Origin of the sequence: Pseudomonas triclosanedens (assembly GCF_026686735.1) — a bacterium.
In the GTDB taxonomy this organism is placed as follows: domain Bacteria; phylum Pseudomonadota; class Gammaproteobacteria; order Pseudomonadales; family Pseudomonadaceae; genus Pseudomonas; species Pseudomonas triclosanedens.
Map to the genome: position 1 here is coordinate 3682076 of NZ_CP113432.1, position 15402 is coordinate 3697477.

Consider the following 15402-nt stretch of genomic DNA (forward strand, 5'->3'; position numbering starts at 1 on the left):
ATGGAGTCTTTTTATGAGTGAAGTCAAGCATTCGCGCCTGATCATCCTGGGCTCCGGCCCCGCCGGTTACACGGCGGCCGTATATGCCGCACGCGCCAATCTCAAGCCTGTTGTCATCACTGGGATCCAGCCCGGCGGCCAGCTCACCACCACCACTGAAGTCGACAACTGGCCGGGCGACGTCGAAGGCCTCACCGGCCCGGCCCTGATGGAGCGCATGCAGCAGCACGCCCAGCGTTTCGATACCGAGATCGTCTACGACCACATCCATACCGCCGAGTTGCAACAGAAGCCTTTCACGCTTAAGGGCGATAGCGGCACTTATACCTGCGATGCCCTGATCATTGCCACCGGCGCCTCCGCCCAGTACCTGGGCATGTCGTCCGAAGAAGCGTTCATGGGCAAGGGCGTTTCCGCCTGCGCCACCTGCGATGGCTTCTTCTATCGCAATCAGGTGGTCTGCGTCGTCGGCGGCGGCAACACTGCCGTTGAGGAGGCGCTGTACCTATCCAACATCGCCAAGGAAGTCCACCTGATCCACCGCCGAGACAAGCTGCGCTCGGAGAAGATCCTGCAAGACAAGCTGTTCGAAAAAGCCAGGAACGGCAACGTACGCCTGCACTGGAATACCACGCTGGATGAGGTCCTGGGCGACGACATGGGCGTGGTCGGCGTGCGCCTGAAAGACACCGAAAGCGGGGAAACCCGTCAACTGGACCTGGCGGGCGTATTCATCGCCATTGGCCACAAGCCCAACACAGACCTGTTCAAGGGCCAGTTGGAGATGAACGACGGCTACCTGAAGATCAAGGGTGGCGCGGAAGGTAACGCAACCCTGACCAGCATCGAAGGCGTGTTCGCCGCTGGCGACGTGGCCGACCACGTCTACCGCCAGGCGATCACCTCCGCCGGAGCCGGCTGCATGGCCGCGCTGGACGCCGAAAAGTTCCTCGACGACAACTGACAGGCCCGGGGAGGCGTGCCCTCCCCTCCCCCACCATGCTGACCTGGCTTTCCCGCAACAACTTCGACTTTCCTCCTCTGGATAAGGCCCTGCACGAGCCCAACGGCCTGCTCGCGGCTGGCGGCGATCTCGACCCGCAACGACTGTTGGCGGCCTATCGTCACGGCTGCTTCCCCTGGTTCCAGGACGGCCAGCCCATTCTCTGGTGGTCCCCAGACCCGCGCACCGTGTTGCTCCCGAGCGAACTGCACGTCTCCCGCAGCCTCGCCAAGCTCCTGCGCCAACAGCGCTATCACGTCACCATCGACCAGGCATTCGAGCGCGTCATCCAGGGCTGCGCCGGACCGCGCGCATATACCGACGGCACCTGGATCACCACACCGATGCAACAGGCGTACTGCGAGCTGCACAACCAGGGGGTCGCACACTCAGCGGAAGCCTGGGACGGCAGCGAACTGGTCGGCGGCCTGTACGGCCTGGCCATCGGTCGCCTGTTCTTCGGAGAATCGATGTTCAGCCGCGCAGACAACGCCTCCAAGGTGGCGTTCGTCACCCTGGTGCGGCGACTGAAGGCCGCCGGTTTCGAGCTGATCGACTGCCAGATGCCGAGCCAGCACCTGCACAGCTTTGGCGCACGAGCCATTTCCCGCCGGGAATTCGCCGCCTATCTGCGCCGTCATCTCGATCAATCGCCGCTGCGGGACTGGACTTCGCAAGCGGACCTGCCCAGCCTGGCATAAACTTGCCAGAGGGTTCTCGCAGGGGTTGAAGATGACCGAGCTCGCCCGTCTGAAGTTCTACGCCACACAACCGCATCCGTGCAGCTATCTGCCCGAGGAGCAGGCAACGACTCTGTTCCTCGATCCCAGCCAACCCATGGACGCGCAGCTATATGCCTCGCTCTCGGAGGTCGGCTTCCGGCGCAGCGGCGAACACCTCTACCGTCCTCATTGCCAGCATTGCACGGCCTGCATTCCCGCTCGCATTCCAGCCGCCGAGTTCCAGCCAAATCGCCAGCAGAAGCGCATCCTCAAGCGAAACGCAGACCTTGAAGTGATCCGCAAGCGGCCGACCTTCACCGAGGAGTATTACGCCCTCTACATGCGCTACATCGAGCAACGGCACGCCGATGGCGACATGTATCCACCCAGCCGCGACCAGTTCGCGACATTCCTTGTGCGCGACCTGCCATTCAGTTGCTTCTTTGAATTTCGCCTGCAAGGGCGCCTGCTGGCAGTCGCGGTAACGGACGTCCTGCCCAATGGCCTGTCAGCGGTCTATACCTTTTACGACCCTGATGAGGAGCGCCGCAGTCTGGGCCGCTTCGCTATTCTCTGGCAGATAGCCGAAACCGAACGCCTGGGGCTGCACGCCGTTTATCTGGGGTACTGGATCAAGAACTGCCGGAAGATGAACTACAAGACCCAGTACCGTCCGATCGAGCTGTTCGTGAACCAGCGCTGGGTCGTGCTCAACTGACCCAGCAAACGCCCCTTGGCGTTGCGGGGCGATTTCAGGCACAATGTGTGCCTTTTTTAATGGCCTGAAACTTCAGGCAACCATAGATACCGAGGGCTCTACTGCATGTCGAAAGAAGACAGCTTCGAAATGGAAGGCACTGTCGTCGACACCCTGCCCAACACCATGTTCCGCGTGGAGTTGGAGAACGGGCACGTCGTTACCGCGCACATCTCCGGCAAGATGCGCAAGAACTACATCCGCATCCTGACCGGCGACAAGGTTCGCGTAGAACTGACGCCCTACGACCTGTCCAAGGGTCGTATCACCTACCGCGCCCGCTGACGGACGGTAGTGCCGGCAATTCCGGCACATAGAAAAACGCCCGGCATCGCCGGGCGTTTTCGTTTCGGCGCAGGATACCTCACGCCGGTTCTGCGGCCACCACTTCGAACTCGAAGACCAGCTCGCCATCCTTCAGATCCACGTGCGCGACACCGCCGTGCTCAGCCAACTCGCCGAACAGAATCTCCTCGGCCAACGGCCGTTTGATCTTGTCCTGAATCAGCCGCGCCATCGGGCGCGCGCCCATCTGGGGATCGTAACCCTTCTCAGCCAGCCAGCCACGCGCCAAGTCGCTGACCTCGATCTGCACGTGCTTGTCCTCCAACTGCGCCTGCAGTTCAGTGAGGAACTTGTCGACGATGCTCTTGATGGTCTCGTGACTGAGGCGCCCGAACTGGATGATGGTGTCCAGGCGGTTACGGAACTCCGGCGTGAAACTCTTCTTGATCACCTCCATCGCGTCGGTGGAGTGATCCTGCTGCGTGAAACCAATGGAAGCTCGCGCCGCAGTTTCCGCACCGGCGTTGGTGGTCATGATCACAATGACGTTGCGGAAATCCGCCTTGCGGCCGTTATTGTCGGTCAGGGTGCCGTGATCCATCACCTGCAGCAGCAGGTTGAAGACTTCCGGGTGCGCCTTCTCGATTTCATCCAGCAGCAACACGCAGTGCGGCGTTTTGGTAATCGCCTCGGTTAGCAAGCCACCCTGGTCGAACCCGACGTACCCCGGCGGCGCGCCGATCAGACGGGAAACGGTATGCCGCTCCATGTACTCGGACATATCGAAGCGCACCAGCTCCACACCTAGCGCCTTGGCCAACTGGCGAGCCACTTCGGTCTTGCCCACGCCGGTAGGACCGGAGAACAGGAAGGAGCCCACCGGCTTGTCTGGAGACTTCAGCCCGGCACGGGAGAGCTTGATGGCAGTGGACAGCGACTCGATGGCTGCGGCCTGGCCGAACACGGTCAGCTTCAGATCACGCTCGAGATTGCGCAGCAGCTCCTTGTCAGAGCTGGACACATGCTTGGGAGGAATCCGAGCGATCTTCGCCACGATGTCTTCGACCTGAGCCACCTCGATGCGCTTCACGCGCTTCTCCTCCGGCTGCAGACGCTGGTAGGCGCCCGCCTCGTCGATAACGTCGATGGCCTTGTCCGGCATGTGCCGGTCATTGATATAACGCGCAGCCAACTCGGCGGCGGCACGCAGCGCCTCATCGCTGTACTCGATGTGATGGTGCTGCTCGAATCGCGGCTTGAGCCCCTTCAGGATGCCGAAGGTGTCCTCGACCGACGGCTCGGTAACGTCGACCTTCTGGAAACGACGGGCCAGGGCCCGGTCCTTCTCGAAGATGCCACGGAACTCCTGGAAGGTCGTGGAGCCGATGCAGCGGATCTCGCCGGAAGACAACAGAGGCTTGAGAAGGTTGGACGCATCCATCACACCGCCCGATGCCGCGCCGGCACCGATGATGGTATGGATCTCGTCGATGAACAGCACCGCATGCGGGCGCTTGCGCAGCTCGTTGAGCAGCGCCTTGAAGCGCTTCTCGAAGTCGCCCCGATACTTGGTGCCTGCCAGCAGCGCGCCGAGATCCAGGGAATAGACGACGCTGTCGGACAACAGGTCCGGCACCTGACCGTCGACGATGCGCTTGGCCAGGCCTTCGGCGATTGCGGTCTTGCCCACACCAGCCTCACCGACCAGCAGCGGGTTGTTCTTGCGGCGACGAGCCAGAATCTGCGCCACACGCTCGACCTCGGACTCTCGACCAACCAGCGGATCGATACGCCCCTGGCGAGCCAGGTCATTCAGATTGCTGGCATAAGCATCCAGCGGATGACTGGAAGTGGACGATTCCCCCCCCTCCTCATCCTGCATATCCTGCTCGCTTTCCTGATGCTCGGCATGACCCGGCACCTTGGAAATGCCGTGGGCGATGTAGTTGACCACATCGATGCGAGCGACACTCTGCTGCTTGAGCAGGAAAACCGCCTGACTTTCCTGCTCGCTGAAAATGGCCACCAGCACGTTAGCCCCGGTGACTTCGCGCTTGCCGGAGCTTTGCACATGGAAGACCGCCCGCTGCAGGACGCGCTGGAACCCCAGCGTCGGCTGGGTCTCGCGGTCTTCATCGTGCTGCGGGATCAGCGGCGTGGTGGAGTCGATGAACTCCTGCAGGTCTCGCCGCAGCTTGTCCAGATTGGCACCGCACGCTTTCAGGACCGTCGAGGCAGCTTCGTTATCCAGAAGCGCCAACAGCAAGTGCTCAACGGTCATGAACTCATGCCGCTTCGCCCGCGCCTCCTTGAAGGCGAGATTGAGGGTGACTTCGAGCTCTCGATTCAACATGACTTCACCTCGCTCCCAAACATCCGCATCAACCTTCTATCTCAATTTCGCACAACAGTGGATGTTGGCTCTCCCTCGCATATTGATTGACCTGCATGGCTTTGGTTTCCGCGACATCGCGGGTAAAGGTCCCGCAGTTCGCCTTGCCTTGAGTATGCACGGTCAACATGACCTTGGTTGCCTGTTCGCGGTTCATGTTGAAGTACAGCTCGAGCACCTCGACCACGAAATCCATCGGAGTGTAATCATCGTTGAACATGATGACCCGATACATCGACGGCGGCTTGAGCGCGGGCTTGGATTCCTCGACCGCGAGCCCCGCCCCTTCGTCTTCCAATGGATCCGGGCGGTCCTGATTGAATGTTAGTCGAATCTGGCTACTTGCATGCATGCTGGAATAAAAGCTTTGCGAGTGGGTGAGTGAGGGGGGCCGGCCAGAGTTTGAATCGCCTCTCAGGCCCAGACGGTGCCGCCTTGACTAACGGCAAAAGGGTGTTACAACCAAAGGATACCCCCGGAGGGTATCAGGAGTTCCGGATGCCAGTCTCTATAAAGGCTGTAGCGGAATCGTAGTGGATGATACTCCAGCAATGGAGTCCTTTGCAGAGGGATATCAGCATGCTCAGCGGTAAGGTCAAGTGGTTCAACAACGCCAAGGGCTATGGGTTCATCCTGGCTGAAGGCCGAGATGAGGACCTGTTTGCTCATTACTCGGCAATCCAGATGGATGGCTACAAGACACTCAAGGCCGGCCAACCCGTCAGCTTCGAGATCCTGCAAGGTCCGAAGGGGTTGCATGCGGTTAACATTCAACCCATCAACGCCAACGCGTCCGCACCCTCCGCCCAGACTGCCCCAAGCAGCGAACTCCAGAACATCACGGCAGAGGCCTGATCCTTCCGGATCAGTCAAACGAAGAAGGCCGGCTTATAGCCGGCCTTTTTTTCATCGACGTCTCAACCGCGTTACATCTTGGCGATGATTGCGTCACCAAACTCCGAACAGGACAGCAGCTTCGCACCGTCCATCAGGCGCTCGAAATCGTAAGTAACGGTTTTTGCGGCAATCGCGCCGTTCACACCCTTGATGATCAAGTCGGCCGCCTCGGGCCAGCCCATATGCCGCAGCATCATTTCGGCGGACAGGATCACCGAGCCCGGGTTCACCTTGTCCAGCCCCGCGTACTTGGGCGCGGTACCGTGAGTTGCCTCGAACATGGCAACGGAATCCGACAGGTTGGCACCCGGAGCGATGCCGATGCCGCCCACTTCTGCAGCCAGGGCATCGGAGAGATAGTCACCGTTGAGGTTCAGGGTGGCGATCACATCGTACTCGGCCGGACGCAGCAGGATCTGCTGGAGCATGGCGTCGGCGATCACGTCCTTCACGACGATGTTCTTGCCGGTATTGGGGTTCTTGAATTGCATCCACGGGCCACCATCGAGCAGCTCGGCACCGAATTCGTCACGTGCGATTTCGTAACCCCAGTCCTTGAACGCACCCTCGGTGAACTTCATGATGTTGCCCTTGTGAACGATGGTCACGGAGCTACGATCATTGTCCACGGCGTACTGCAGGGCCTTACGCACCAGACGCTTGGTACCCTCCTGGGAAACCGGCTTGATGCCGATGCCGCAGTTTTCGGTGAAGCGAATCTTCTTGACACCCATTTCCTCGGTGAGGAACTTGATGATCTTCTGAGCTTCGGGAGTGCCGGCCTTCCACTCGACGCCGGCATAGATGTCCTCGGAGTTCTCGCGGAAGATCACCATGTCGACGTCGCCGGGTTTCTTCACCGGGCTGGGCACACCCTCGAACCAGCGCACCGGGCGCAGGCAGACATAAAGATCGAGCTGCTGGCGCAACGCGACGTTCAGGGAACGGATGCCGCCACCGACAGGGGTGGTCAGCGGGCCTTTGATGGAAACGACATAGTCGCGAACGGCGTCCAGGGTCTCCTGGGGCAGCCAGGTATCCTGATCGTAGACCTGGGTAGCCTTCTCGCCAGCGTAGACTTCCATCCACGCGATCTTGCGGTCGCCCATGTAGGCTTTCTCAACGGCTGCGTCGACGACCTTGATCATGACCGGGCTGATGTCTACGCCAATGCCATCACCCTCGATGAACGGGATGATCGGGTTCTTCGGTACATTCAAGGACATATCGGCGTTGACGGTGATTTTGTCACCTGCCGGCACCTGGATCTTTTGGTATCCCATGCTGAACTCCGCGTTGTGGTTAAACCCTCTTGCAGCCCATTAGGGTAGCCCACAAGACGGTAATCGAACTACATCTTCCTTAGTCTAAAACGGCGTACGCGTAACCCTGCCGATAGGGTGGTATACTGGCCGGCATGACTTAATAGTCATCGAGGTCCGGGCAGTCTGGGACCAGGCTCTCCTCCCTCGCAGCGGCTGGATCCACACCAGGAACCCGCCGTACAACGCTCTACTGGCGCCCCAATATCCCCGCGGCAATTCTCGAATGCCGGCTCAACAGCTTCGTTGAACGCAGCGTGTACCAACGCGATTCGAGACTCTGTGCGCGCCCAGCAAAGAAGAGAGTTAGAACGAGATGTCCATCCGCTCGAAGATCACCTACACCTTCACCGACGAAGCACCCGCCCTTGCCACCTATTCGCTTCTTCCCATCGTAAAAGCCTTTGCCGCCTCCGCCGGCATCGACGTCGAGACCCGCGACATCTCTCTTGCAGGCCGCATCCTGGCCTCCTTCGCCGACAAGCTTGGCGACAAGGCCATCGAAGACGACCTGGCCTACCTTGCCCAACTGGCCACCGCCCCCCAAGCCAACATCATCAAGCTGCCGAACATCTCCGCTTCGGTACCGCAGCTCAAGGGCGCCATCGCCGAGCTGCAAAAGCTGGGCTATGCCGTTCCTGACTTCCCGGAAGACCCGCAGACTGACGAAGAGAAAGAAACCCGCGCCCGCTACGCCAAGGTCCTGGGCAGCGCCGTGAACCCGGTCCTGCGCGAAGGCAACTCCGACCGCCGCGCCCCGGCAGCCGTGAAGGCATACGCCCGCAAGCACCCGCACAGCATGGGCAAGTGGAGCATGGCCTCCCGCTCCCACGCTGACTACATGCGTGGCGGCGATTTCTTCTCCAGCGAACAGTCGGTCACCATCCCGAAGGCCGGTGACGTCCGTATCGAGTTCGTCGGCAAGGACGGCAAGGTCGAGACCAAGAAAACCCTGAAGATGCAGGAAGGCGAAGTCCTCGACAGCATGTTCATGAGCTGCAGCAAACTGCGCGCTTTCTTCGAGAAGACCCTGCAGGACTGCAAGGAAACCGGCGTCATGTGGTCCCTGCACGTCAAGGCCACCATGATGAAGATTTCTCACCCGATCGTCTTCGGCCACGCCGTCACCGTCTACTACAAGGACGTGTTCGAGAAGTATGGCCAACTATTCGAAGAGCTGGGCGTAAATCCGAACAACGGCATCTCCAGCGTCTACGACAAGATCAAGTCGCTGCCGGCCTCGCAGCAGGAAGAGATCCTCCACGACATCCACGAGGTTTACAGCCACCGCCCGGAAATGGCGATGGTCGACTCGGTCAAGGGCATCACCAACCTGCACATCCCCAGCGACGTGATCGTCGACGCCTCCATGCCGGCCATGATCCGCAACTCGGGCCAGATGTGGGGCAAGGACGGCAAGCAGAAAGACACCAAAGCGGTCATGCCGGAAAGCACCTACGCCCGCATCTACCAGGAAATGATCAACTTCTGCAAAACCAACGGCGCGTTCGACCCGACCACCATGGGTAGCGTACCGAACGTCGGCCTGATGGCGCAGAAGGCCGAGGAATACGGCTCCCACGACAAGACCTTCGAACTGGAAGCCGATGGCGTGATGCGCGTCGTCGACGCCGACGGCAAGATCCTGATGCAGCACGAAGTACAAGCCGGCGACATCTGGCGCGCCTGCCAGACCAAGGACGCCCCGATCCGCGACTGGGTCAAGCTGGCCGTTACCCGCGCCCGAGCTTCCAACACACCGGCCATCTTCTGGCTGGACCCGGAGCGCGCCCACGACAACGAACTGCGCAAGAAGGTCGAGCTGTACCTCAAGGACCACGACCTGACCGGCCTGGACATCAGCATCAAGGGCTACAACGAAGCCATCCGCACCAGCATGGAGCGCCAGATGCGCGGCCTGGACACCATCTCGGTGACCGGCAACGTCTTGCGCGACTACCTGACTGACCTGTTCCCGATCATGGAACTGGGCACCTCGGCCAAGATGCTGTCCATCGTTCCGCTGATGGCGGGTGGCGGCATGTACGAGACAGGCGCCGGCGGTTCGGCTCCGAAGCACGTGCAGCAGCTGGTGGAAGAAAACTACCTGCGCTGGGATTCCCTGGGCGAGTTCCTGGCCCTGGCGGTCTCCCTCGAGGAAGAAGGCATCAAGACCGACAACGCCAAGGCCAAGGTTCTGGGCAAGACCCTGGACATCGCCACCGGCAAGTTGCTGGACAACAACAAGTCGCCGTCGCGCAAGATCGGTGAGATCGACAACCGCGGCAGCCACTTCTACCTGGCCATGTACTGGGCCCAGGCCCTGGCCGAGCAGAACGACGACGCCGAGCTGAAGGCCCACTTCGCCCCCCTGGCCAAGACCCTGACCGAGAAGGAAGCGACCATCGTCGCCGAACTCAACGGCGTCCAGGGCAAGCCGGCGGACATCGGCGGCTACTACCGCTCGAACCCGGAGCTGACCAGCCAGGTCATGCGTCCGAGCGCGACCTTCAACGCCGCGATCGACGCGCTGGCGTAAGCCTAGCGTGACGGCAGAACCCCCGGGCCTTCCCGGGGGTTCTGCTTTCTGCACCCCATCACGTTAAACTCGCGCCTTTTTCAACTCACGAGACCCCATCCATGCGCTGGCTAGCACACGTCACCGTCGCCACCATCGTCGAAGACCAGGGACGCTTTCTGCTGGTGGAAGAAATCTCCGCTGACAACAAGCCGGTATTCAACCAGCCAGCCGGCCACCTGGAAGCCAACGAGAGCCTGATCGAGGCGGCCATGCGCGAAACCCTGGAGGAAACAGGCTGGGACGTGGAACTGACCGCAGTTACCGGCATCTACCTCTACACAGCACCGAGCAACGGCGTGACCTACCAGCGCATCTGCTTCTCCGCGCGCCCACTGCGCCACCACCCCGAACGCGCCCTGGACGACGGCATACTCGGTGCCCACTGGCTGACCCGCGACGAACTCGCCACCCAACCCGGGCGCTGGCGTAGCCATCTCGTATTGCGCTGTATCGACGACTACCTGGAAGGCGAACGCTTCCCGCTGAGCCTGATCCGCGACCCGAGCCTCACCCGCTAGGCTCTGGTAGAATCCCGCCTTTACCTGCGTTCGTGATTCATTGCCATGTCTGATTCGCCGTCTTATTCGCCGAAAAGCCCCCAGAACACCCGCGTCATTGTCGGCATGTCCGGCGGCGTGGACTCTTCCGTCTCCGCCCTGCTGCTCAAGGAGCAGGGCTACCAGGTGGAAGGCCTGTTCATGAAGAACTGGGAAGAGGACGATGGCACCGAATACTGCACCGCCATGACCGACCTGGCCGATGCCCAGGCCGTCTGCGATCGCATTGGCATCAAGCTACATACCGCCAATTTCGCCGCGGAGTACTGGGACAACGTCTTCGAGCACTTCCTCGAGGAGTACAAGGCCGGCCGCACGCCGAACCCGGACATCCTCTGCAACCGCGAGATCAAGTTCAAAGCCTTCCTCGACTACGCCGTCGCCCTGGGCGCCGACCTGATCGCCACCGGCCACTACGTGCGCCGCCGCGATGTCGACGGTCGCAGCGAACTGCTCAAGGGCCTGGACCCGAACAAGGACCAGAGCTACTTCCTCCACGCCGTGGGCGGCGAGCAGATCGGCAAGACCCTGTTCCCGGTCGGCGAACTGGAGAAGCCCGAGGTGCGCGTCATCGCCGAGAAATACGGCCTGGCCACCGCGAAGAAAAAGGATTCGACCGGTATCTGCTTCATCGGCGAACGCCGCTTCAGCGACTTCCTCAAGCAGTACCTGCCGGCCCAGCCGGGCGACATCGAAACCACTGACGGACAGGTCATCGGCCGTCACGTCGGCCTGATGTACCACACCATCGGCCAGCGTCAAGGCCTGGGCATCGGCGGCATGAAAAATGCCGACGACAGCCCCTGGTACGTACTGGAGAAGGACCTGGCACGCAACGTTCTGATCGTCGGCCAGGGCAACGACCATCCGTGGCTGTTCTCCCGCGCCCTGCGCACTTCCAGCGTCTACTGGGTGAATCCGATCGATCTCACCCAGCCCAGAACGCTGCGCGCCAAGGTGCGTTACCGCCAGGCCGATCAGGACTGCATACTTGAGCGCACCGAGCATGGCTATCGCGCCGTGTTCGACGAGCCCCAGCGCGCCGTAACTCCCGGACAGTCCGTGGTCTTCTACGATGGCGAGATCTGCCTTGGTGGCGGCGTCATCGAATCCGCAGAACCCGCGTTCGCTAAGGACATTGCATGAGCGATCTGCACGACCAGATCATCGCCCTTTCCGGCGTTTTCGAATCCGCAGCCCTGGTAGACCGGCTCGCCCGCACCGGGCAGATCCCCGAAGCTCCGCTGAGTTGCATGCTCGGCAGCCTGCTGGTGCGCGACCCGAAGACCACCCTTGATGTCTATGGCGGCGACACCGCGAACCTTCGCGAGGGTTTCCGAGCCCTGCTCAGCGCCCTGGAGCGCGACCCCAACAGCCTGCAGCGCGAACCATTGCGCTACGCGCTGGCGCTGATCGGACTGGAGCGCCAGTTGGACAAGCGCAACGACATGCTCGACATCATGGGAACCCGCCTGGACCAGATCCAGCAACAGGTTCAGCACTTCGGCCTGGTGCACGAGAACGTCATCGCCTCTTGCGCCAGCCTGTACCAGGACACCCTGAGCACCTTCCGCCAACGTATCCAGGTGCATGGCGACATGCGCCACCTGCAGATCAATGCCAATGCGGCGCGTATCCGCGCCCTGCTGCTCGCAGGCATCCGCTCCGCCCGCCTGTGGCGACAGCTCGGCGGCAACCGCTGGCAGATGTTGTTCAGCCGCCGCAAGATGCTCAACGAACTGCGCCCCCTGCTGCGCGGCTGATACCTTCTTCCGGTCGCCGCAAAGGCGACCGACACTCTGCTTTCGTGTATGATGTGCGCCCTTTTCGTTGACCTCCAGCCACGAGAACGCCCCATGCAGCTTTCCTCCCTTACCGCGGTTTCCCCCGTTGACGGCCGTTACGGCAGCAAAACCAGCGCCCTGCGTCCGATCTTCAGCGAATACGGCCTGATCCGTTTCCGCGTCCTGGTGGAGGTTCGCTGGCTCCAGCGTCTCGCCGCCCATGCCGGCATCCCCGAGGTAGCCCCCTTCTCCAGCGAAGCCAACGCCCTGCTGGACACTCTCGCCGATGACTTCCAGTTGGAGCATGCCCAGCGCATCAAGGACATCGAGCGCACCACCAACCATGACGTGAAGGCCGTGGAGTACCTGCTCAAAGAGCAAGCCGCCAAGCTGCCGGAACTGGCCAAGGTCAGTGAGTTCATCCACTTCGCCTGCACCTCCGAGGACATCAACAACCTGTCCCATGCTCTGATGCTGCGAGAAGGTCGCGACAAGGTGCTGCTGCCGCTGATGCAACAGATTGCCGACTCGATCCGCGAGCTGGCGGTGAAATTCGCCGACGTGCCGATGTTGTCGCGCACCCACGGCCAGCCAGCCTCCCCGACCACCCTGGGCAAGGAACTGGCCAACGTCGTCTATCGCCTGGAGCGCCAGATCAAGCAAGTTGCCGCAGTCGAACTGCTGGGCAAGATCAATGGTGCCGTCGGCAACTACAACGCCCACCTGTCCGCCTACCCGCAGGTCGACTGGGAAGCCAACGCTCGCGAATTCATCGAAGGCGACCTGGGGCTGGCGTGGAACCCCTACACCACCCAGATCGAACCGCACGACTACATCGCCGAACTGTTCGACGCCATCGCCCGCTTCAACACCATTCTCATCGACTTCGACCGTGACGTCTGGGGCTATATCTCCCTGGGTTACTTCAAGCAGAAGACCGTCGCCGGCGAGATCGGCTCCTCGACCATGCCGCACAAGGTCAACCCGATCGACTTCGAAAACTCCGAGGGCAACCTGGGCATCGCCAACGCCCTGCTCCAGCATTTGGCCAGCAAACTGCCGATCTCCCGCTGGCAGCGCGACCTGACCGACTCCACCGTGCTGCGCAACCTGGGCGTCGGCTTCGCCCACAGTGTCATCGCCTACGAAGCCAGCCTCAAGGGCATCGGCAAGCTGGAGCTGAACGCCGCACGTATCGCCGAAGACCTGGACGCCTGCTGGGAAGTGCTGGCCGAGCCGGTTCAGACTGTCATGCGCCGCTACGGCATCGAGAACCCCTACGAGAAGCTCAAGGAGCTGACTCGCGGCAAAGGCATCAGCGCCGAAGCCCTGCAGGTGTTCATGGAGGGCCTCGACATGCCGGCAGAAGCCAAGGCCGAGCTGAAGAAACTCACCCCCGCGAACTACATCGGTAACGCTGCCGCCCAGGCCAAGCGCATCTGATATTCGCCCCGACTTTGCACGCCCGGCTGTGCCGGGCGTTTTTGTTTCAAGGACTTAACCATGAATCCTGCTATTCCTCTTCAGCTTCTGGGCGGCATCAGCGCCGACGAATTCCTCCGCGATTACTGGCAGAAAAAACCCCTGCTGGTGCGCCAGGCAATCCCGGACTTCAAGAGCCCGCTGGAGCCAGACGAACTTGCCGGCCTGGCCCTGGAAGAAATGATCGAGTCGCGCATCGTCGTCGAGCATGGCGACAGCCCGTGGGAACTGCGTCGCGGCCCTTTCAAGGAAGAAACCTTCAAGGAATTGCCTGAGCGCGACTGGACCCTTCTGGTGCAGGCCGTCGACCAATTCATCCCGGAAGTCGCCGAACTGCTGGAGCATTTCAAGTTCCTGCCAAGCTGGCGCATCGACGACGTGATGATCAGCTATGCCGCACCCGGTGGCGGTGTCGGCCCGCACTTCGACAACTACGACGTATTCCTCCTGCAGGGCCACGGCCACCGCCGCTGGAAAATCGGCCAGACCTGCGACGCCAGCAGCCCGATGCTGCCCCATGCGGACCTGCGCATCCTCGCTGAATTCGAAGAAAGCGCTGAATGGGTACTGGAGCCCGGCGACATGCTCTACCTGCCTCCGCGCGTAGCCCACTACGGCATCGCCGAAGACGACTGCATGACCTACTCAGTCGGCTTCCGCGCCCCCAGTGCTGCCGAAGTTCTCACCCACTTCACCGACTTCCTCGCCCAGTTCCTCTCCGATGAAGAGCGCTACAGCGACGCCGGCATGGCAGCGGTTAAAGGCGACGAAGACCAGCACAAGATCCAGCGCGACGCGCTCGACCGTCTGAAAAACCTGCTTCAGGAACACATGAGCGACGAGCGCCTGCTACTCACCTGGTTCGGCCAGTTCATGACAGAACCACGCTACCCGGAGCTGGTGGCCGGAGAGGAAATCGAAGAAAACGAACTGACCAGCGCCATCGAAGGCGGCGCCGTACTCATCCGCAATCCCAGCGCGCGCATGGCCTGGAGCGAAGTGGACGTCGGCCTGTTGCTGTTCGCCAGCGGCCAGACTGTAGTACTGCCGGAAAAGCTGCGCGAGCTGCTCAAGCTGGCTTGCTCGGCAGAATCGCTTCATGAAGGAAATCTCGGCCAATGGCTGGCCGATGACGATGGGCGTAAGCTGCTTGGAGAACTGATCAAACAGGGCAGTCTGGAGTTTGCCGATGAGTAGCAAGATCAGGGTTCGCGTGGCGAACTGGCAGAAGGACAATGCCGACCTGCGGCGCATTCGTGAGGCGGTCTTCATCGCCGAGCAAGCAGTTCCGCCGGAACTCGAATGGGATGCCGAGGATGTAGAAGCCGTGCATTTCCTGGCCTTCGAAGGCGACTACGCCATCGGCACCGCCCGCCTGCTGCCCGATGGCCACATCGGCAGAGTATCCGTCCTGAAAGACTGGCGCGGCCTCAAGGTCGGCGACCAATTGATGCGAGCCGCAATCGAAGAAGCCGAACGCCGTAATCTCAAGCGACAACTTCTGACCGCTCAGGTCTATGCCATTCCGTTCTACGAACGGCTAGGCTTCAAGGTGGCCAGCGGCGAGTTCCTGGAAGCAGGGCTCCCCCACGTAGACATGGTGCGCGAAAGCGATTGAGG

At 61.2% G+C, this 15402-nt stretch carries 15 protein-coding genes; 12 read left to right on the plus strand and 3 right to left on the minus strand.

Going from position 1 to position 15402, the window contains the following annotated elements:
* Window positions 1-13 precede the first annotated feature (13 nt).
* The 4 genes from trxB to infA all read left to right on the plus strand — a co-directional run bounded on the left by trxB (window position 14) and on the right by infA (window position 2767).
* Window positions 14-964 carry a thioredoxin-disulfide reductase gene (gene trxB / locus OU419_RS17075; RefSeq protein ID WP_254473599.1) on the plus strand — a complete coding sequence of 317 codons (951 nt, stop codon included), beginning with the start codon at window positions 14-16 and terminating at the stop codon, window positions 962-964.
* A 35-nt stretch (window positions 965-999) separates the two neighbouring features.
* Window positions 1000-1704 carry a leucyl/phenylalanyl-tRNA--protein transferase gene (gene aat / locus OU419_RS17080; protein WP_254473598.1) on the plus strand — a complete coding sequence of 235 codons (705 nt, stop codon included), beginning with the start codon at window positions 1000-1002 and terminating at the stop codon, window positions 1702-1704.
* Between the two features lie 31 nt (window positions 1705-1735).
* Entirely contained in the window at window positions 1736-2443 is a 708-nt protein-coding gene (locus OU419_RS17085; RefSeq protein WP_254473597.1) for an arginyltransferase, read from the plus strand.
* Between the two features lie 105 nt (window positions 2444-2548).
* On the plus strand, window positions 2549-2767 hold the full coding sequence (gene infA, locus OU419_RS17090; RefSeq protein ID WP_002553999.1) for a translation initiation factor IF-1: 219 nt from the start codon (window positions 2549-2551) through the stop codon (window positions 2765-2767).
* Window positions 2768-2846: 79 nt separating this feature from the next.
* Here infA and clpA read toward each other — a convergent pair whose 3' ends face one another.
* Entirely contained in the window at window positions 2847-5120 is a 2274-nt protein-coding gene (clpA, locus tag OU419_RS17095; protein WP_254473596.1) for an ATP-dependent Clp protease ATP-binding subunit ClpA, read from the minus strand.
* 28 nt (window positions 5121-5148) lie between these two features.
* Window positions 5149-5511: an ATP-dependent Clp protease adapter ClpS gene (gene clpS / locus OU419_RS17100; protein WP_254473594.1), complete on the minus strand. Its 363-nt coding sequence runs from the start codon at window positions 5509-5511 to the stop codon at window positions 5149-5151.
* Between the two features lie 227 nt (window positions 5512-5738).
* On the opposite strand from clpS, the gene cspD reads away from it, so the two are divergent.
* Window positions 5739-6014, plus strand: a complete 276-nt coding sequence (gene cspD, locus OU419_RS17105) for a cold shock domain-containing protein CspD (RefSeq protein WP_254473592.1) — start codon at window positions 5739-5741, stop codon at window positions 6012-6014.
* Window positions 6015-6085: 71 nt separating this feature from the next.
* On the opposite strand, the gene icd is transcribed toward cspD, so the two are convergent.
* Window positions 6086-7339, minus strand: a complete 1254-nt coding sequence (gene icd / locus OU419_RS17110) for an NADP-dependent isocitrate dehydrogenase (protein WP_254473583.1) — start codon at window positions 7337-7339, stop codon at window positions 6086-6088.
* A gap of 355 nt (window positions 7340-7694) precedes the next feature.
* Between icd and OU419_RS17115 the strand changes: the two genes are divergently transcribed.
* The 7 genes from OU419_RS17115 (at window position 7695) to OU419_RS17145 (ending at window position 15400) form a co-directional block, all read left to right on the plus strand.
* The gene (locus OU419_RS17115) at window positions 7695-9917 is read left to right on the plus strand and encodes an NADP-dependent isocitrate dehydrogenase (RefSeq protein WP_254473581.1); all 2223 of its coding nucleotides are present in this window, start codon (window positions 7695-7697) and stop codon (window positions 9915-9917) included.
* Window positions 9918-10018: 101 nt separating this feature from the next.
* On the plus strand, window positions 10019-10477 hold the full coding sequence (locus OU419_RS17120) for an NUDIX hydrolase (protein ID WP_254473579.1): 459 nt from the start codon (window positions 10019-10021) through the stop codon (window positions 10475-10477).
* 45 nt (window positions 10478-10522) lie between these two features.
* A complete protein-coding gene (gene mnmA, locus OU419_RS17125) occupies window positions 10523-11662 on the plus strand; it encodes a tRNA 2-thiouridine(34) synthase MnmA (protein ID WP_254473577.1) in 1140 nt (379 codons plus the stop codon).
* Window positions 11659-12279, plus strand: coding sequence for a high frequency lysogenization protein HflD (hflD, locus tag OU419_RS17130; RefSeq protein ID WP_254473575.1), 621 nt, complete (start codon window positions 11659-11661; stop codon window positions 12277-12279). The genes mnmA and hflD overlap by 4 nt, the downstream gene beginning before the upstream one ends.
* A 93-nt stretch (window positions 12280-12372) precedes the next feature.
* Complete coding sequence (gene purB, locus OU419_RS17135) at window positions 12373-13743, plus strand: adenylosuccinate lyase (protein WP_254473573.1); 1371 nt, start codon at window positions 12373-12375, stop codon at window positions 13741-13743.
* Between the two features lie 60 nt (window positions 13744-13803).
* Complete coding sequence (locus OU419_RS17140) at window positions 13804-14979, plus strand: ribosomal protein uL16 3-hydroxylase (RefSeq protein ID WP_254473571.1); 1176 nt, start codon at window positions 13804-13806, stop codon at window positions 14977-14979.
* Window positions 14972-15400, plus strand: coding sequence for a GNAT family N-acetyltransferase (locus tag OU419_RS17145; protein ID WP_254473569.1), 429 nt, complete (start codon window positions 14972-14974; stop codon window positions 15398-15400). The genes OU419_RS17140 and OU419_RS17145 overlap by 8 nt, the downstream gene beginning before the upstream one ends.
* Window positions 15401-15402 lie beyond the last annotated feature (2 nt).

Bases quoted from the DNA above. Each gene is read 5' to 3' on its own strand.
- infA (WP_002553999.1), top strand. From the start codon at position 2,549: ATGTCGAAAGAAGACAGCTTCGAAATGGAAGGCACTGTCGTCGACACC.
- clpA (WP_254473596.1), bottom strand. From the start codon at position 5,120: ATGTTGAATCGAGAGCTCGAAGTCACCCTCAATCTCGCCTTCAAGGAG.
- OU419_RS17145 (WP_254473569.1), top strand. From the start codon at position 14,972: ATGAGTAGCAAGATCAGGGTTCGCGTGGCGAACTGGCAGAAGGACAAT.
- clpS (WP_254473594.1), bottom strand. From the start codon at position 5,511: ATGCATGCAAGTAGCCAGATTCGACTAACATTCAATCAGGACCGCCCG.
- OU419_RS17120 (WP_254473579.1), top strand. From the start codon at position 10,019: ATGCGCTGGCTAGCACACGTCACCGTCGCCACCATCGTCGAAGACCAG.
- OU419_RS17085 (WP_254473597.1), top strand. From the start codon at position 1,736: ATGACCGAGCTCGCCCGTCTGAAGTTCTACGCCACACAACCGCATCCG.
- mnmA (WP_254473577.1), top strand. From the start codon at position 10,523: ATGTCTGATTCGCCGTCTTATTCGCCGAAAAGCCCCCAGAACACCCGC.
- icd (WP_254473583.1), bottom strand. From the start codon at position 7,339: ATGGGATACCAAAAGATCCAGGTGCCGGCAGGTGACAAAATCACCGTC.
- hflD (WP_254473575.1), top strand. From the start codon at position 11,659: ATGAGCGATCTGCACGACCAGATCATCGCCCTTTCCGGCGTTTTCGAA.
- trxB (WP_254473599.1), top strand. From the start codon at position 14: ATGAGTGAAGTCAAGCATTCGCGCCTGATCATCCTGGGCTCCGGCCCC.
- OU419_RS17140 (WP_254473571.1), top strand. From the start codon at position 13,804: ATGAATCCTGCTATTCCTCTTCAGCTTCTGGGCGGCATCAGCGCCGAC.
- aat (WP_254473598.1), top strand. From the start codon at position 1,000: ATGCTGACCTGGCTTTCCCGCAACAACTTCGACTTTCCTCCTCTGGAT.
- purB (WP_254473573.1), top strand. From the start codon at position 12,373: ATGCAGCTTTCCTCCCTTACCGCGGTTTCCCCCGTTGACGGCCGTTAC.
- cspD (WP_254473592.1), top strand. From the start codon at position 5,739: ATGCTCAGCGGTAAGGTCAAGTGGTTCAACAACGCCAAGGGCTATGGG.
- OU419_RS17115 (WP_254473581.1), top strand. From the start codon at position 7,695: ATGTCCATCCGCTCGAAGATCACCTACACCTTCACCGACGAAGCACCC.